14 protein-coding genes are annotated in these 19,647 nt (G+C 35.1%); 10 read left to right on the forward strand and 4 right to left on the reverse strand.

Annotated elements, in window-relative coordinates:
- The first annotated feature begins 124 nt into the window (after positions 1 to 124).
- The 8 genes from BST91_RS08755 to BST91_RS08790 all read left to right on the forward strand — a co-directional run bounded on the left by BST91_RS08755 (position 125) and on the right by BST91_RS08790 (position 13,962).
- Positions 125 to 2,008, forward strand: a complete 1,884-nt coding sequence (locus tag BST91_RS08755) for a tetratricopeptide repeat-containing sensor histidine kinase (protein WP_085775171.1) — start codon at positions 125 to 127, stop codon at positions 2,006 to 2,008.
- A gap of 3 nt (positions 2,009 to 2,011) precedes the next feature.
- Complete coding sequence (locus tag BST91_RS08760; protein WP_085775172.1) at positions 2,012 to 2,761, forward strand: LytR/AlgR family response regulator transcription factor; 750 nt, start codon at positions 2,012 to 2,014, stop codon at positions 2,759 to 2,761.
- 106 nt (positions 2,762 to 2,867) lie between these two features.
- Positions 2,868 to 5,384: a T9SS type A sorting domain-containing protein gene (locus tag BST91_RS08765; RefSeq protein WP_085775173.1), complete on the forward strand. Its 2,517-nt coding sequence runs from the start codon at positions 2,868 to 2,870 to the stop codon at positions 5,382 to 5,384.
- Positions 5,385 to 5,598: 214 nt separating this feature from the next.
- The gene (locus BST91_RS08770) at positions 5,599 to 8,529 is read left to right on the forward strand and encodes a sensor histidine kinase (RefSeq protein ID WP_085775174.1); all 2,931 of its coding nucleotides are present in this window, start codon (positions 5,599 to 5,601) and stop codon (positions 8,527 to 8,529) included.
- Positions 8,526 to 9,278, forward strand: coding sequence for a LytR/AlgR family response regulator transcription factor (locus BST91_RS08775; RefSeq protein WP_085775175.1), 753 nt, complete (start codon positions 8,526 to 8,528; stop codon positions 9,276 to 9,278). The genes BST91_RS08770 and BST91_RS08775 overlap by 4 nt, the downstream gene beginning before the upstream one ends.
- Before the next feature lie 162 nt (positions 9,279 to 9,440).
- Positions 9,441 to 12,128 carry a T9SS type A sorting domain-containing protein gene (locus tag BST91_RS08780; protein ID WP_085775176.1) on the forward strand — a complete coding sequence of 896 codons (2,688 nt, stop codon included), beginning with the start codon at positions 9,441 to 9,443 and terminating at the stop codon, positions 12,126 to 12,128.
- A gap of 147 nt (positions 12,129 to 12,275) precedes the next feature.
- Positions 12,276 to 13,511, forward strand: coding sequence for a peptidase T (pepT, locus tag BST91_RS08785; protein ID WP_085775177.1), 1,236 nt, complete (start codon positions 12,276 to 12,278; stop codon positions 13,509 to 13,511).
- Between the two features lie 76 nt (positions 13,512 to 13,587).
- Positions 13,588 to 13,962, forward strand: a complete 375-nt coding sequence (locus BST91_RS08790) for a DUF1801 domain-containing protein (protein WP_042277501.1) — start codon at positions 13,588 to 13,590, stop codon at positions 13,960 to 13,962.
- Between the two features lie 74 nt (positions 13,963 to 14,036).
- On the opposite strand, the gene yajC is transcribed toward BST91_RS08790, so the two are convergent.
- The 4 genes from yajC to BST91_RS08810 form a co-directional block, all read right to left on the reverse strand.
- Entirely contained in the window at positions 14,037 to 14,330 is a 294-nt protein-coding gene (gene yajC / locus BST91_RS08795) for a preprotein translocase subunit YajC (protein WP_042277499.1), read from the reverse strand.
- A gap of 9 nt (positions 14,331 to 14,339) precedes the next feature.
- A complete protein-coding gene (locus BST91_RS08800; RefSeq protein ID WP_042277496.1) occupies positions 14,340 to 14,807 on the reverse strand; it encodes a DUF1573 domain-containing protein in 468 nt (155 codons plus the stop codon).
- Positions 14,808 to 14,902: 95 nt separating this feature from the next.
- A complete protein-coding gene (gene nusB / locus BST91_RS08805; protein ID WP_042277495.1) occupies positions 14,903 to 15,841 on the reverse strand; it encodes a transcription antitermination factor NusB in 939 nt (312 codons plus the stop codon).
- A gap of 153 nt (positions 15,842 to 15,994) precedes the next feature.
- Positions 15,995 to 17,098 carry a Glu/Leu/Phe/Val family dehydrogenase gene (locus BST91_RS08810; RefSeq protein WP_042277493.1) on the reverse strand — a complete coding sequence of 368 codons (1,104 nt, stop codon included), beginning with the start codon at positions 17,096 to 17,098 and terminating at the stop codon, positions 15,995 to 15,997.
- A gap of 133 nt (positions 17,099 to 17,231) precedes the next feature.
- Between BST91_RS08810 and BST91_RS08815 the strand changes: the two genes are divergently transcribed.
- The gene (locus tag BST91_RS08815) at positions 17,232 to 18,986 is read left to right on the forward strand and encodes an ABC transporter ATP-binding protein (protein WP_085775178.1); all 1,755 of its coding nucleotides are present in this window, start codon (positions 17,232 to 17,234) and stop codon (positions 18,984 to 18,986) included.
- Positions 18,987 to 19,190: 204 nt separating this feature from the next.
- Entirely contained in the window at positions 19,191 to 19,574 is a 384-nt protein-coding gene (locus tag BST91_RS08820) for a PUR family DNA/RNA-binding protein (RefSeq protein ID WP_042277489.1), read from the forward strand.
- The last annotated feature ends 73 nt before the right edge of the window (positions 19,575 to 19,647 follow it).

A 19,647-nucleotide genomic window follows, 5' to 3' on the forward strand; every position in this document is an offset into this window, starting at 1 on the left:
TCACTGCCTTAGGACTGCTTCATACATTGAAAGACACCTTTCATTACAAATTACAATACCTCTATAAAGTCTTCATATAACAATTCGTTTAGTTAGGGTATATTTAAATTTTAAATCTTAAAAGGTGAAATTAAGACCAATATTTTACATCCTTCTCTTTCTAACATCAGGACAACTAAGTTTTTCTCAAAATCCAACTATTAATGAAAAGTTTATCGATAGCAGCTATCAAGCAACATTAAATTATACTAAGGAAGATAGTGTAAAGGTTGAATTACTAAATAAACTTTCTGCAAAGTATGTAACAGAAGATTTAGAAAAAGCTGATTCCATTTTACTACTAGCACTGAAAATTTCCGAAAAAATTGAGTATCAACAAGGTCTAGCAAATACCTACACAAATTTTTCATCTTTATTCGTTAGAAAAGGTGAATATGACAAAGCTGTTGACGCCATTAATCAAGCCAAAATCATCCAAGCAAAACTAAATGATGATGAAGGCATCATATATGCAAATCAAAATCTTGCTAGGATATACATTGATCTTAACGAGTTAGAAAAGGCTAGAGAAATACTAGAAGAAAACAATGAACTACTCAGTAATGAGCCAAACTCAAACTTAAAAGCTTCAAATCATTTTTATCTAGCAAACACCTACTCAGCGCTAAATAAAGTTGACAAAACAATTGAAAATTATCTTGCTGCCAGATCAATTGCAGAACATAATAACTTTCAGACAGGAATAAATATAGCTAACGCTTCACTAGGAGGAATTGAGATTGAAAGAAGAAATTTTAATAAGGCTTTAGAATACCTACTTCCAGCTTTAAAATCCTTCCAACAAATGGGACAAACCGTCAATGTTGCCTATAGCTATCAAAGTCTGGCCAAGGCCTATTTGGGACTGGAAAATACCAGCAGCGCTATTGCATCCATCGACAAAGCCATTGAAATTTTTAAAGACCAAGAACTCTATAAAAATTTGAAAGATGCTTATGATTTAAAAACTCAAATAAGTTTAAAAGACAAGAACTACACTGAGGCAATGGAAGCGCTTCAATTGAAATATGCTATTCAAGATAGTATTTTATCAATTGAAAAAACAAAGGCAATAAAAGAATATCAAATAAAATACGAAACTGAAAAAACAGAAAGAGAAAAAGAAGCTGCTCTAAAAACTGCGCAACTTAATGCACTTGAAAGAGATAGAAATCAAAAACTATTCATTGGGACTGCAATTATAGCTGGACTATTGATTCTATCAGGAATTTTCTTATACAGTCGCTTTCGCGAAAAGAAAAAAGCCGAACTGATTACTATGGAACTCAAAGAGACCCAGAAAAGACTCGCACTAGAAATGCAATACAGGCAATCTGAATTGAAAGCCCTTAAAGCTCAAATGGATCCTCATTTTATATTCAACGCATTGAACTCAATACAAGAATATATTATTCTAAACCAGAAAAATTTAGCTAGCGATTATCTTGGGAAATTTGCAGGATTAATGCGTAAATATTTGCATCATAGTGACAAAGGACTAATAAGTATAAGGGAAGAAATTGATTGTTTAAATATATATTTAGAATTAGAAGAAGTTCGTTTTGAAGATAGTTTTAAATACAATATAACTGTTGATAAAGCCGTAAATCAGGAATTATATCATATACCTACTATGATTGTACAACCCTATGTTGAAAATGCTTTAAAGCATGGTTTATTGCATAAAAAAGAGGATAGAAAGTTAACAATTACGATACAAGAAGTGAACAACAAAATTGAATGCATTATTGTTGATAATGGTATAGGACGTGAAAAAGCTGCACAGCTTAAAAAGAACAGATTAGACAATCATCAGTCTTTTGCCACACAAGCCACAGAAATTAGGTTAGAGCTACTCAATTACGGTAAAGAACAAAAAATTGGAGTAAGTACTGTCGACTTATATGATGAAGATAAAAATGCATCTGGGACAAAGGTAACGCTTACCATACCCTATTTTAAAAAGTAAAGAATGAAAGCAATAATCATAGATGACGAGCGTAAATCAAGAAACGTTCTTAAAATACTGATTGATGAAAATTGTCCTAAAATCACTGAAATTTTTCAAGCTGAAAATCTTTTATCTGGCATAGAATTGATCAAAGAGCATAATCCTAGATTGGTTTTTCTTGATATTGAAATGCCAGAACATTCAGGAATTGAAATATTAGATTTTATAGATAAAGATTCCTATAATTTCGAAATTATTTTCACCACAGCCTATAGTGAATATGCAATTAAGGCATTTCAGCTAGCAGCTATCGACTATTTACTAAAACCAGTCACTGCCGCAGTCGTTTCTAACGCAGTAGACAAAGCACTTAATTATCTTACAAATTCAAATATCCATAAGCGTCTAGAAGAGTTAAAGACTAGTCTAAAAAAAGATAATTTTAGTAAAATAGGATTACCGTATAGCAATGGAATCAAGTTCGTCGAATTTAAAGAAATTGTGGCTTTTAAGGCAAGCGGTATGTATACAGAAACTTACCTAATAGATGGCAGTAAAATACTAGTAAGTAAACCTTTAAAACATTTTACTGAACTACTTAAAAATGTCACCTATTTCTTTAAATGCCATAGATCTTACTTTATTAATATTCAACATATCGTTGAATATTCTCGTAGTGACGGCGGTTTCATCACATTAAGCAATACACTTAGTGTTCCTATATCAAATGATCGTAAAGAAGACTTTTTAAGTCTTGTACGTGCTTTATAAACTCAAACCGATATTTCATAAACTTAAAAACCCCATGCAGCAGTAACTACACTTATAATCAGTTGGTTAAGCTAATATTTGTGCTAACCAATAAATTATAAGTATTATGAAATCAAAATTACTATTAATAATAAGTTTTATTCTTTGCCTTACCGCATCGGCTCAATGGAGCCAGGTAGGGAACACGCAATTCTCCACGCAATTTGCTAGCCTTGCAGAGTTCACCTTTGACGCCAGCGGTAATCCTTATGTCGTATATGAAGATCCATCAAATACAGATATTTATGTGATGCAATACAATGGTACAAGTTGGGTGCAATTAGGTGCGGTAGTATCTACTGAAAATTATAACAATGTGGATATTACGATCAATCCAGTAACAGGTGAACCATGGGTCGCATTAAAAACGGAAGCCTCTGGAGCAGCGAGTAGTGTAGACGTATTAAGATATAACGGGACAGGTTGGATAACAGAAGGGGTAAACGTAGGAGGGAATTTCTTTACTCGTGGGATATTCTTAAATTTTGACAGCAATGGAGTTCCTAGAGTGACTGGTGTAATTAGCGCTGGAGGATCAGATAGAAGAGCTATTATTTATACTAAACAGACAAACGGGACTTGGACTTCATTGACGACAAATCTTGCCGCAAATCAGATGTATATTGACATGTTTAATGAAAACGACTATGTAATGGCAGATAGATCTGGACGTTTAATAGGTCAAGAAATTAGTACACAAATACAGACATCTATACTTGTTAATGGATCCAAAGATTACAGCATTATATCTGGATACAGAAATGGGACTGAATACTTTGCTGCGGCTTACAACATCACCGATAATAGTATAAATACTGGTCGTTCAACAGGAGCCATGTCCCAACCTACAAACGCTACTCAACTTTCAAGTAGCATCGTTCATTTAGGAATTAGTAATACTAATTTAAGACACTATTTAATGTATGACAATGCATCTAATCAATTAAGCTTTGAAAACTACAACCCTGCAAATGATACATGGAACACAATCACAGCTCCTTCTATATCGACTAGTGCATCTGGTTTTTTTGCAACGATGGAAATGAACCCTGTAGATGGAAATATGTATGTTTTATACCAAGATAGCGGTAGATTATCTATGCAGCAATACACAGTATCACCACCACTTCCTAGATACTATGTAGACGCAAATGCAAACGGGAATGGTAGTGGCGATAGCTGGGCTAATGCTATTAATGATCTTCAAATAGCAATTGGAAATGCCTCAAGTGCCACATCAGAAATATGGGTTGCGGCAGGCACCTACACACCAGGTTCTAGTCGTACAGATGCTTATAACATTGATCTTGATAATTTAAAAATCTATGGTGGTTTTAATGGTACAGAAACGAGTGTTTCCCAACGTGACATTGCTGCAAATCCCACTATTCTATCTGGTGATATCAATGGAGATGATGCTGGTCATGGAACAGGTACGCGAGGCGATAACAATTATCATGTGATGATCATCAATCAAGCAGATAATATCACCATTGATGGATTTGACATTCGATATGGTCACGCCAACGGAAGCGGCACAAATGCTTATGGTGGTGCGATTAATGTAGGCGGACAATCAGAGAATTTAGTTCTTAGAAACTGTACGTTCTTTCAAAACTTTGGATTAACCGGTGGTGCGATAAGAACCTATTTTAACGTAGATACTAACATGACGATTGAAAACTGCGTGTTTGACGATAATTTAAGCCGTTATGGAAGTGGAATGTACTTTCTTACAAATGCAAATAGGACCGTAACACTAGATGTAACTAATTCTCTATTTGTAAAAAACAGAACGTACAATGTAAGTAATAATGACAGAGGATTTACTGGAAGTGCCATGTGGATTAGAGCAAACGATACAGGTTCTAATCTAACAACAACAATCTCTAACTGCACTTTTGCAAATAATCTAGATCAAGGAACACAAGCTGGATCAGAAAGAGGACCGCTAGCGTTAAGCAGACGTAATGATAACGCAAGCACGCATACTGCAACGATTAATAACTCTATTTTTTACTTTAATGATCAAGGTAATTCTGGTGCGTTAAGTATTGCTGTAAACAAAGGACATGTCAATGCTGCTAATACTATTATTGTTAATAATTCTATCAGTGAAGACAGCTTTTCGAACTTATCTTTCCTAACGAACACCAGTAGTGCTGACCCATTATTTACAAATCCAAACGGTAATGACTTCACTATTCAATCAGGTTCTCCTGCAATAGATACAGGCGATAATTCCCTCATTCCATCAGGAATTACTTCAGATCTTTTAGGGAACAATCGTATCGCAAATGGTACTGTAGACATGGGAGCATATGAATTTGGCGCTACAGCTGGTCTTGAGAATATTAAAGAAGTTTCAGTACACCTCTACCCTAACCCAGCTGTAAATCGTGTTACTATTGATATGGATAATCATGCTTTCGCGAAAGCGGAATTATACAGTATGGCTGGACAATTAGTAAAAACTACCAACCAATCTACCATTCAAATCTCAGATTTACATCCAGGTTTATATCTGGTGAAAGTCACAACCATGGACGGACACACATCAACTAAAAAATTAGTGAAGCAATAAGTTAAGTTTTACTAGCTGGTTATTTTTTAGAGAAATTTTGAACTAGTCTTATCAAGCCAGACCTAGAAATAGGTCTGGTTTTTTTGTTTTGAAAACCTCACAAACTCATTAAACCATTACAACTAGTTGATAAAAATCTACCATTGAGCAACTCGCACATAGATTGAGCAAGATTTTATTTTCATGAGATACTTAATCGTATTTTTATAAATTGATGAGGAGTATCCATTTTTTTAAATTATTACTAGTTGTAGGTTTCCTGCTTAGCATCATATGTGTAAAAGCACAAGAACCTGTAACGCTATCAATTACTGAAGCACAAGGACTACCGAGTAACGAGATTTATTCCATGGAGGAAGATGCAAAGGGATTTGTATGGCTAGCTACTAATAAAGGTTTGGTGCGTTACGATGGTACAACTTTTCAATCCTATGCACATCCTGAACAAGTAGGATTATCAGTTTTTGATTTATTCGTTGATCAAATGTATAGAGTTTGGTGCATGAACTTATCTGGACAGATCTTTTATGCACAAGATGATGACTTTGTGCTTTTTGCAAATGTCAATGAAGAATTTAAAGGATCACTTGGTAATCTAGTTGCTAATGAGGAAGAACTTGTCGTGAGTTACTTTAAATCTCGCGTGGCTATTAATTTAAAAACTAAAGAAAAAAAAGTTTCTGATATTCCACAAAATAATTTTAGCTATGGTCTAGTCGCTCATCATGATGGAAACATCTTTCAACCTGTGGGAAAATATTTTAAGATTATTAAAAATAGTCAGGTTACAAACAAATATCTTTTACCCAGCTCACTTCATGATGAAGCATTGAGACCACAGCCTATAAGAACCGTTTTTTTACCTAATGGTAACTTGTATTTAATTCAAGAATTGTTAGGTAAATCGCTCAAGGTATTTATAAGAGAAAATGATGGATGGACTTCTCTAAACACTCCAGCAGATTTCAAAGACGTTAGAATTCAATCCGTTCATGCCCATGATAATCAATTATTTTTTAGTACCAATAAAGGTGTTCTTATTTGTGAGCGCAACGGGAGCGATTTGCTTCTAAATCAATCTATCCTTCAGGACTTTTTTACAACTGACACATTTATCGACAATGATCAGAACATTTGGATAAGCACTTTGCGCAGCGGTCTCATAGTTGTGCCTAACATTCATGTGCGTGAGCACACACTTCCAGCTACTTTGCCTACACGTATTGAAAAGCTTTCTAATGATCACGTTGCAGTAGGTTTTGAGAATGGAAATATAGGAATAGTATCTTCCAAAACTGAAGAAATGGAAGTCATCAAATTCCCTACATCTACCGCAGTTTCTACGTTGTTATATGATAAACAAAACTCAGATCTATTTGTTTTCCAGAAACTATACAACTACAGATATGATCTGTCTACAAGAAAAATCGCCAAACTTGAAAACCAACTAACCACTGTAAAAAAGGCGTCACTAATAGGTACAGATACAATATTATATGCATCTGCCGGTTTTATCGCCGCTCGTTTACTAAAAGAAAATGAGTTTACCAAAAGAGACGAGTTTCTTTTTCAACAAAACATAAGGGGTTACACTGCGCTTCATACCGTCAAAAGTGATCAATCGTATCTGGCATCAGTAGAAGGCTTACACATGCTTACTAAAGATTTACAATTAAATCCTATCACCTTTAAAAACCTTCCGATACTTACACGCAATTTAATAGAAGACAACAGTGGAAATGTTTGGGCTGGAAGTTTTAAAAATGGACTTTACAAAATTAATGGTGAGAAAGTAGTAGATCACATAAGTACTCATGCAGGATTAGCGTCACAAGTAATCAACGCACTAGCCGTAGATGGTGATTATTTATGGATATGCACAGATAATGCATTGCAACGTTACCACATACCTAGCGGCAGTTTTAACACTTTATATGCACGTGATGGTATTCCATCATTTTCAATAGTGAATATGACCATGGATGGAGATTATCTCTACATGAATACTCCATTAAAATTATTCAGCATACAAAAAGAAAAGGTATTTAAACCGCTTTATATTCCTGATTATTACTTTACTGAAGTTCAGATAGACGGAAAAACACAGGAGAAAAGCGACAAGTATATAATTGAAAATAAAAATACGCCAACCACCATTTTCTATAATGCTAATGGTTTGCGAGGTTTAACTAGTGGAAATTTTGAATACCGCATAAAAAATCATACTGAATGGACTGCTCAACCTCAAGGCGCTAATAGCATACAGTTTGCCTCTTTACCTTTGGGTAAATTAACCTTTGAGTTGCGACAACTGGGTAGCGATAAAATTAAAAGCTTAAAACTAATCGTTACTCAACCTTTTTACCAAAGGCTTTGGTTCTGGTTACTCATGGCGACACTAATTATGGCCTTTATTATTTTCTATTATAGAAGGAAATTACGCTTTCGCGAAAGCGAGAAAAACAAAGAATTACGTCAACTAGCACTTGATAATGAGCTCATTACTTTGCGGCTTGAAAATTTGCGATCGCAAATGAATCCACATTTTATCTTCAATGCACTCAATAGTATTCAAGAATATATCGTGAGTAACGAGCGGAAATTAGCAAGCTCTTACCTGGTCAAATTCTCTAGATTAATACGTATGTATCTAGACCAATCGCGTGAAAACCAAATACCCTTAAAAGAAGAACTTCAGGCTATGCAATTATACCTAGATTTAGAAAAGGTACGGTTTGAAGAAAAACTGGATTACTCGCTTCAAGTGGATGAACGTTTAGATCAAGATCGTGTGATGCTACCACCGCTCTTTATTCAGCCTTATGTAGAAAACTCATTAAAACATGGTCTATTGCATAAAAAAGATAATCGTGAACTACGCGTTGTATTTCAATGGGATGACGCAACAGATTCCATAATTATATGTGTAACCGATAATGGAATAGGTCGTGAGGCTTCTCAGGAACTCAAAAAACAGCAAAACCGCTACCACAAGAGTTTTGCTACCTATGCAAATCAAGAACGTGTTGATTTACTCAATAGCAAACGTCATGCAAAACTGAGTGTAAAAATTATAGATTTAAAAGACGATAATGAGCAGTCCTGTGGTACGCAGGTTTGCATAACCATACCACAACAATTATGAATGCAATAATCATAGACGACGAGCCCAAAGCACGTAAATTACTCCTTTCTCTTATCGAAGAATACTGTCCAGAAATCACCAATGTAAATCAGGCAGAAGATTTAGAAACAGGCAGTACTTTAATTAAGGAAACACAACCCGATCTAGTCTTTCTAGATATAGAAATGCCCAAATATTCTGGATTACAAATACTCGAATTCTTCAAAGTTGAAGAGGTGAATTTTCAAATCATATTTATAACGGCTTACAACCAATATGCTATTGATGCATTTAAATTAAGTGCAGTAGATTACTTACTGAAACCTGTTGATATTACAGAGTTGCAGCAGGCGATCAAAAAAGCAATAGAGCTCAATTCTCAAAATAATTTGACCAACAACCTTCAGGAGCTAAGACGTAGTTTTCAAAAATTGTCGCAAAATAAAATCGCACTAGATGTTCCACGAGGAATTATATTTATAAATCATCAAGATGTTATGTACCTAGAAGCAGATGGTATGTACACTACATTTTTCTTAAAGGATGGCACTAAAGAGTTAATATGCAAACCACTCAAACACTTTGTAGAACAAATGGACGCCAGCGGTTTATTTTATAAACCACATCGCTCCTATTATATAAACCTTAATGCCATCAAGGAATTTAATAAAAAAGAAGGTGGTCACTTAATTATGGAAAACGACAAACTGGTTCCTATTTCACGTGATAAACGTGAAGAATTCTTTGGTCTTGTAAAGGAGATTTTCTAGCCTTATAAATTTTTGTAGTTATAAAAAAGCCATTCTTAAATAAGGATGGCTTTTTAATTAATGCAATTCAGCAATTGATGTTGCAATTCAGAAAGCAATCTTTAATAGAAAAGTAGAGAACAGCACTTTTGTATGGTAAAAAATTAAAAATCAATCAATTCCATGAAAACACAATTACTTTTAATTGCTTTTTTAATAAGCATGTTTACAAGTGCACAAGTATATGTAAATGCAAATGCGACTGGTGCCAATGACGGAACTAGTTGGACTGATGCTTATACTGATTTAAATACAGCCACAGCTTCAAGTTCTAATACAGAAATCTGGATTGCGGCTGGAACATACAGTCCAGGAACCTCTGTTGGTGACAGAATTACGTGCGCAACCGGAACAGAACTATATGGTGGATTTATAGGAAATGAAACCTCCTTAAGCCAACGTGATTGGTTAGCAAATCCAACTATTATCGATGGTGATGTTAATGGTGATGACACCGGCACACTTTCCTACTCAAATCCTACAAAAGTGGATAACAATTACAGACTAAGTCAGGTAGCAGGAAGTGGAGTCGTGTATGACGGTTTAATTTTTAAAAACGCTGCCGCTTTGGGTTCATCAAATTCAAGCAGAGAAGGAAGTGCTATGATTATTCAGAAAGATACCAAGATACGTAATTGTATTTTTGAAGATAACATTGCTATAAGAGGTGGTACAATATCCATCGGCGGACCTCAAACCGGTGCAACTGCAGAAATCATAAACTGTCAGTTTCAAAACAATCTTGCATCGTTTGCAAATACATTTTATTCAGACAGAGACGATGTAAGTCTTTTAATGGTGAATACTTTAATAGCAAATAATAGAAACACCTCGTTTACAGCAGGAGGTTTTGGAAATCTTCTATGGTTTAGACCACCTAGTGGCAGTAATAACCTTACTATGACCAATTGTACTATTACAGATAATTTTTATGACAATCAGAATTCACAAAGTGCTCATATAAGAATAGATGGTATCGGTAATAATGGTGAATATAAATTACATAATAATATTATCTATAATAACGAGGCAAACTCTTTAGCCATACGTACGGAAAATAATGCTAATCCAACTTTGATCGAGGTTTTAAATAATGTGGAAGAAAACAATTTTTCCAACATATCTAACAACGGGACTAGTAGAATAAACTTAGCTACCGCTATCTCAAATCCTAACTTCACCGATCCTGTAAATGACGATTATACATTAGGCAACAACTCATCAGCGATAAATAGCGGTAACAATAATCTGTATCTATCAAGTTTTCCAAATATTGATTTAGCAGGTAATGGTAGATTTGCAGCCTCTTCTATTGACCGTGGAGCTTACGAGAGCAATTCGACAGCCGGACCATCTAGACCTACTATTTATGTAAATATGAACGCCTCGGGAAATAATGATGGTAGTAGCTGGAACGATGCATTTACTCAATTAGAAGATGCTTTTAACGCAGGTTCAGGATCGGATATCTGGATAGCAAGCGGCACTTACCTTCGTCCAAGTAATGCTAATAAATTCTATATCTGGAACATTCAAGCTGATTCACACTTATATGGTGGATTTAACGGCACCGAAACAACACTTAATCAAAGAGATATAGTAGCAAATCCTACTATAATATCTGGAGATTTTAATAACGATGACGCTACAATTCCACAATACGGAGCAGGAATAGCAACAAAAAGTGACAACAATGTGCGACTAGCCGTGGTACGTGGACCTAGTGTTACAATTGACGGTATAACTTTTACAGGAGGACATGCTTTTGATCAAAACCTAAATGAAGGAGCAGCTTTAACCATTGCTATTGACACCAAAGTAACAAACTGTATTTTTGAAAACAATGCAGCACAACGCTCAGGCGCAGCCATTAGAGTGTATGATATAACTGGAATTAATAGCGGTGTAAACACTATTTCTAATTGTATTTTTAGAAGAAATCGAGCTTGGTTTGCAACCGCTGTATATACGTTCACCACACAAGGCAATTATAAATTAGAATTATTAGGCTGTAGTTTTGAAGAAAACAATACAGGTCTAAGTACCCAAACCAATAACCCTGCTGGTATTGTATGGTTACGTAATGAAGCTTCCAACAACGTACAATCTGACTTTGACGCAATAAACTGTACCGTAGCAGGAAATACCGGAACTCATAATGATAATTCAAGGTATCCACACTTCAGACTAAGCAAGCTTCAAGGAGATTCAGAATATAGATCCTTTAATAACATTTTTTGGGCAAATACCCAGACAAGATCCAGTGGAGCAATAAGTACACCTGTATTTAGCGTTTCTGGTGGTAACCGCACATTTACGATAGACACTAACATTGATGAAGATGCATTTTCAAACTTAAGCAGTACCGCTATTAACACGATTAATAATTCTCCAGGATTCATAGATCCTAGCATGGGAGATTACCGAATTACCTCAACCTCGGCAGCGGCTGGAATTGGTAATTTCAATCTAGCATCTACAGGAGTTCCTAGTACAGATTACTTTAATCAATCTCGTGGAAATTCAAATAATTGGGATTTAGGCGCTTATAGCTCTACATCTACTGCTCATCTTGAAGAAAATACTAGTCCTGCTTTAAACATTTATCCTAACCCAGCTACGCACCGCGTGAATATAGAATTGAAAGACAATACTATCGCTACAGCGCAACTTTTCAACCTCACAGGGCAGCTCCTTATTGCAACAAACCAATCTACTTTAGATATTTCAAACTTACCTTCAGGGATGTATTTGTTGCATGTTAAGACTAGTAATGGGCAGTATTTAACTAATAAATTAATTAAGAAATGAGTTAAGTGATGGTTACTAGTTAGTAGGGAAACGAGTAACTATTTAAACCCGATCTTTAAAAGGATCGGGTTTTATTTATGTTATAGTTATGGTTATTACGCTTTCGCGAAAGCGTGAACACTATTATCTTTACTTATCAAATAAAAAATGATGAATAAAGAAGAAGTTCTAGAGCGATTTTTAAGCTATATAAGCATTGATACCGAAAGTGATGCCTCAAGCCCAACGACACCAAGTACAGATAAACAGTGGGACCTGGCTCGTAAATTACATCAAGAGTTGATCGATATGGGAATGAGTGATGTTACAATAGATGAACATGCTTACGTCATGGCTACTTTACCGTCAAATGTCGATCACGAGGTACCAACGATTGGATTCATTTCTCATTTTGACACCACTCCTGATTATACAGGAAAGAATATCAAACCGCAAATAATTGAAAATTATGATGGTGGTGATATACCTCTTAAAGGAAGCGATCTCATTTTATCTCCAGATTATTTTGAATCTCTTAAAAACTATATAGGTCAAACTATTATTACTACAGACGGTACTACACTTTTAGCAGCAGATGATAAAGCTGGTATAACCGAAATCATGACAGCGGTTAAATATTTAATCGACCATCCAGAAATTAAGCATGGAGCTATCAAAGTAGGTTTTACACCCGATGAAGAGATTGGTCGTGGAGCTCATAAATTTGATGTAGAAAAATTTGGTGCCGATTGGGCCTACACAATGGACGGTAGTCAGGTAGGTGAATTAGAATATGAAAATTTTAATGCCGCTGGTGCCGTGGTGACTTTTCATGGTAAAATTGTTCATCCTGGATATGCCAAAGGCAAAATGATTAATTCTATGTATGTGGCAAGTGAGTTTATTGAATCATTACCTAAATTAGAAACTCCTGAGCATACAGAGGACTATCAAGGTTTTTTCCACCTACATAATATGAAAGGTAGTGTAGAAAAAACCGAATTACATTATATCATACGCGATCATGATAAAGAGCATTTTGAAGCTAGAAAAGAAATGCTAATCAAATTGGTAAGCGACCTAAACGAGCAGTACGACAGAGAGGCTGTTAGTATTGAAATCAACGATCAATATTACAACATGCGAGAGAAAGTAGAGCCTGTAATGCATATTGTTGATGTTGCTGAAAAAGCCATGAAAGAATTAGGAATCACTCCACTCATTAAACCCATTAGAGGTGGAACTGATGGATCTCAATTAAGCTACATGGGATTACCATGTCCTAACATTTTTGCCGGTGGACACAACTTTCATGGACCATATGAATATGTTCCATTAGAAAGCATAGTCAAGGCAACTGAGGTTATTGTTAAAATTGCTGAACTAGTCGCCCAGCCTGAATAATTGATTTAAAGCGTAGTGAACAAATCCATGGTAATTATGATGGACTTCATATTATCTAAATTATAATCCTCTATCAATGAAAACTAAAGTAACTAATACCGCCGAATACATAGAACAATTTCCAAAATGGAAAGAGCAGCTTGAACAGGCTGCCATTCTTCTTGAAGAAACTGATCTAGAGGCCTCTATTAAATGGGGCGCACCATGTTACGGTTATGGTAAACGTAATTTAATTGGTTTAGCTGGATTTAAAAATCACTGCGCTATTTGGTTTCATGAAGGTGCATTATTATCTGACTCTTATAAAGTTTTAGGAAACGCACAACCTGGAAAAACTAAATTCCTAAGAAACATACAATTAAAAGAAGGTGAACAGTTTGATACCGTTATTCTCAAAGAGTATATAAACGAAACTATCCAAATTGCTAAAAGTCAGGACAAACCTAAATAGTAAAATGTTTCTACAAAAAAGAAAAGCCCTAATGCAAGTGCACTAGGGCTTTTTTATGAATTCCTATTTCAAACTTATTTCTTGTCTGATTTAGGTTCGTTTATTTTTTTAGAAAGTTCTGCACTTACAGCAGCACGTTCAAAAGTGATTTTTCCAGCACCTGTTTCAATAACCAAAGTACCTTTTTCCTCATTGATTTGATTCACTTTTCCGTGAATACCACTAGTAGTAACCACTTTGGCTCCTACTTTAAGAGATTCTGTGAATTCCTTTTCAGCCTTACGTTTTTGCGATTGTGGTCTAATTATTAAGAAATAAAAAATCCCAATTACTAATATGTAAGGTGCAAATGCAAGAATTTGATCCATCTAAAATAATTAAGCGTTAGGACTTGCTTTAGCCTTTGGGTTTACAAAACCTTTGATTCTAATTGACTCAGTACCACTTTCAGTGTTTGCTTTGATGGTAACGGTTTTAGTTTGATTGTTAGGCTTTCCGTTTGTATTAAACTTTACTAGCATACTTCCTTCTTCACCTGGAGCGATAGGCTCTTTTGACCAAGTAGGAACAGTACAACCACAACTACCTTTTGCGCTTATTACAACAAGCGGTGCTGTACCTGTATTTTTAAAAGTATACTCATGTTCAACAACAGTTCCTTCTTCTACAGTACCAAAATCATACTCAACCTCGTTGAAGGTCATTACAGGGTAATCTGCTGCAACTTCTTTACTTGCTGCTGCTGCAGTTAAATTTGCCTCATCGATCTTAGCCTTAGATTCATTGTTACAACTTGTAAGAGCTACCGCAGCTACTGCTGCAAACATCATTATTACTTTTTTCATTTCAATTAAATTTTAAGTCTAGCAAATGTAATTAAATCCAACCTGAAAGCAAAGTGCGCAACTATAAGATTAACAAAGTTTCAAATACTGCCTTACTACATCAAACCACGACCTACTTTATTGATAAGGTCTTGAGCTGTGAGTTCTTTAAGTAATCGATCTAGAATACCATTTACAAATGTGCTACTTTTAGGAGTACTGTAATCCTTGGCGATCTCTAGATATTCGTTCAAAGTCACCTTTGTTGGAATACTAGGAAAGTACAAGTATTCTGCCTGGGCCATCATAATAAGTATACTATCGATAGGTGCAATACGTTCCTTATCCCAATTAGGTGTTTTACCTTCTATACGACCTTCTAATTCCTCACTATTAAGGATTGTTTTTCTAAACAAATCCATAGCAAACTTGATATCATCTTGATCTTTAACCAGAACTGGCATTTTAACATCCTTAGATGGTTTTACCTTTCTTAAAAACATGATTATATTACTGTTGACAAGTGGATAGTCATCCATCCAAGTAATATTGATATCCTCCAAATAATCCATAATCTCATCACTAGGAGCGATAAGATTTTCATAGACATTAAGTAGGAATTTTAAATCTCTTTTCAACGAAGGTTCTTCCTCCATCGCGTATAAAACAAATTCCTTACTGCTTATAATCTTATCATATAGATTATGTATGTATTTTGAATCTAGATGCCATGGATCGATTTTACGTTTTTCTAGGGCATCAACCAGCTCTTGACTTTCTCTAAGCTTAAGTAGAATTTTATTATCGATTAAATGGCGACTGGGATTACGTTCAGCATCAGTAGCGATATGACGGTTTTGAGCAAGTTCGTGTTTATCGACTGCGTGCTCGTGTAGTTTTACTAAAAGTTGAACCATGTATAGAAACAAGGTATACGTTTGCGTCATACTTGTGTTTAAAAAGGTTTCTAGACTTTTTAATTCATCTGGTTGTTGACGCTGAAATGCAAATACAGCTTGCATCACTTTAATTCGTAGTTGTCTTCTAGTAAGCATAAAGAACGTTTTTTTCCTTTTTAAAGGTTGTTGCTGGTGGTAATCACCACGCGTTTTTATTTATTAAAGATGTCTTATAGTTTCGCTTTCGCGAAAGCGAACAAATTAAAAACAAAGTCCTTCCTATAAGACACCTTAATTCATTTTCAACTATTAAGCTAGTTGTTCTTGTTTTCTAGCATCAATGCGAGCTTGTGCAATTTCAAGCGCAGCTTGATGAGTAGTTACACCAGTCTCGTGAGCTCTATTGAGAATTTCAATAGTAGTGGTGTAAATATTTTCAGTCTTGCGCATGATTTCGGTACGATCATATCCTTCAAGCTCTGCATAAACATTTATAATCCCACCTGCATTAATAAGGAAATCTGGTGCATATAAGATACCACGCTCTTGCAATCTTTTACCGTGTTTTTGCTCATCGGCTAATTGGTTGTTTGCAGCACCAGCAACGATATCACAGTTTAATAAATTAACTGTATCATCATTTACAGTAGCTCCTAATGCACAAGGTGCGTAGATATCCATTTTCTCAGCATAAAGATTAGTCCCACCATAAATAGTAGCACCATACTTATCTCTAACTTCTTCTAATTTACCTTGATTAATGTCTGATACGACCACTTTAGCTCCTTCTTGAGTAAGGTATTCTACCAAAGTTTCTCCTACATTACCGATTCCTTGAACATATACGGTTTTATCTTCAAGAATGTCACTACCGTATTTGTATTTTGCAGCAGCCTTCATTCCCATAAAGACACCATAAGCGGTAATTGGACTAGGATTTCCTGCTCCACCTTTATCTTGTGAAATACCAGTTACATATGGAGTGACTTCTCTCACAGTATCCATATCTTCAGTTTCCATACCTACATCCTCTGCAGTAATATACTTACCGCTCAACGAGTGCACAAATTCTCCAAAACGGCGCATTAATTCTGGAGTCTTTTGGGTTTTGGCATCACCTATAATTACGGCTTTTCCACCACCTAAATTTAATCCTGTAATGGCACTTTTATATGTCATACCACGTGATAAACGTAGTACATCATTAAGGGCTTCCCACTCGTTTTTGTATTGCCACATTCTAGTTCCTCCTAATGCAGGACCTAAAACTGTGTTATGAATTCCGATAATGGCACGTAATCCAGTATCTTTGTCATTACAAAAAACAATTTGTTCATGATTATTAAAGGAAACCTGTCCAAAAACGGGATCCTGTTGAATCATTTCTTCAACGCTTGTATAGTCTTGTGACATATTGAAATTTTAATTGCCTGTGTTGTTTAGAAAAGGCGTGCAAAAATAACGTGATTTTAGCACATGGACAATATACCAAATGTAAATTACACCCATTTTACAACAGGCCTGTTGTTGGTCACTTTTTTATTACATGAAAGAACTACAAAAGCTCAATAAGCTCTTTGCAAAATACAAATGGCAACTTATAGGTGGAATCCTTGTCACCATTGCCGCCAGACTGTTTTCACTAGTATTACCTCAATACGTAGGTAAAATCATTAACCTACTTAATGATTATGGATCTGGTAAAATTACAGACAAAGAATTTTTAAGAAGTGAATTGTTAATTAACATTGCATGGATAATCGGTGCGACTCTTCTCGCTGCTGGATTAACTTTTGTCATGAGACAACTTATTATAGTTGTATCAAGACACCTAGAATACGACTTAAAAAATCTAGTGTATGAGCAATATCAAAAACTACCTCTAGGATTTTATAAGCAAAATCGTACTGGCGATTTAATGAATCGTATAAGCGAGGATGTATCCAAGGTAAGAATGTATATGGGACCATCGATAATGTATAGCATTAACATGATCACATTATTTGCAGTAGTTATACCTAGAATGTACTTTACAGCTCCTACCCTAGCATTGTACACTCTTATACCACTTCCATTTCTGGCAGTAGCCATCTACGTTATCAGCAGAGAAATCAATAAAAGATCTACGCTAGTACAACAATACCTGTCTAATTTGAATACGGTTTCGCAAGAAGCCTTCAGTGGTATTTCTGTAATAAAAGCCTACAATCTATCTGGTCAAATGTTTCAACAGTTTGAAGAAATTGCAAATGAAAGTAAAGCAAAAAACATAGACCTAGCACGTGTACAAGCCCTATTTTTTCCATTAATGGTATTATTAATTGGATTGAGTAATATCATGGTCATATATATTGGTGGTAAACAAGTGATCGACGGAGTTATTGATGTAGGGACCATACCCGAATTTCTTATCTATGTAAACATGCTTACATGGCCAGTAGCAGTAGTTGGCTGGGTAACTAATATGATACAACAAGCTGAAGCTTCTCAAAAAAGAATTAATGAATTCCTAGATATTGAACCTGCAATTCAAAATTTACAGCCACAGCGATCGCCAGTAAAAGGAAATATTGAGTTTGATCAAGTAAGTTTCACTTATGATGATACTAATATTACCGCACTTAAAGAGGTTTCCTTTAAAGTTCCAGCAGGAAAAACACTTGCCATCTTAGGTAAAACAGGTAGCGGTAAATCAACCGTACTAGAACTTTTAGGAAGGTTATACGACATTGAAAAAGGCTCTATAAAAATTGACGGAATTCCTATTAAGGAACTTAATCTTGAAGATTTAAGAGCAGCCATTGGATATGTTCCACAAGACGCATTCTTATTTAGCGACTCAATTAAAAACAACATAGCATTTGGTAAGGTTGATGCAACAGAAGAAGAGATTATAACAGCAGCAAAAAATGCAGCCGTACACAAAAACATAACCAACTTCACAAAAGGTTACGATACCGTTCTAGGAGAACGAGGAATAACCTTGAGCGGTGGACAAAAACAGCGTGTCTCAATAGCTAGAGCAATTATTAAGAAACCACAAATCTTACTATTTGATGACTGTTTGAGTGCGGTGGACACCGAAACTGAAGAAAAGATTCTAAGCAATTTAAAAAGGCTTACAAAGGATACCACTACAATCATCGTTAGTCACCGAGTAAGCAGTGCTAAAAACGCTGATCTAATTCTCGTACTAGACGACGGTAGAATTATAGAAAAAGGAACGCATCAAGACCTAGTAAACGCACAAGGTTATTATGCTGAATTATTTGAAAATCAAATGTTAGAAAAACAAGATTAAAACCCAACTAATCTCACTGTACATACTACTCGTTTCCCTTTAAAGTTGTTAAAAGATAAATAAGTCTTCTTGTTATTAACATAAATCAAGATTAACATCAAAAACAAAGTGCTGTTTATCAGTATTTTAGACACTTAAAAAGCATAAAGCTTTTGGCTTAAACATTTTTTTATATTTTTGAGCCATAAACCATGAAAAACTCAAATGAGCGATAGAGATTACAAAGAGCAGGAAGATATTTTTTCAAAAGTTGTACGCGCAGGTCGTCGCACGTATTTCTTTGATGTTCGTTCTACTAAAGCAGATGATTATTATCTAACCATCACTGAAAGTAAAAAATTTACCAATGACGACGGTAGCTATCACTTCAAAAAACACAAGATTTATCTTTATAAAGAAGATTTTGCTGAATTTACTGATACTTTAAATGAGGTTACTAATTTCATAGTTAAAGAAAAAGGTGACGAAGTTATAAGTGAGCGCCATCAATCAGACTATAAAAAGGAAGATGTAGTTGCTGCTCATGATAACGCTGCAGAGCCTAATCACCCTGCAAGTTTTACTAATGTAGAATTTGATGACATATAAAACTTATCGTCTTAAATATATCTTAAAGCCTTTCCCTACGGAAGGCTTTTTTTATTTTTAAAAAAATTTCCCA

Origin of the sequence: Nonlabens tegetincola (assembly GCF_002117085.1) — a bacterium.
GTDB lineage: Bacteria > Bacteroidota > Bacteroidia > Flavobacteriales > Flavobacteriaceae > Nonlabens > Nonlabens tegetincola.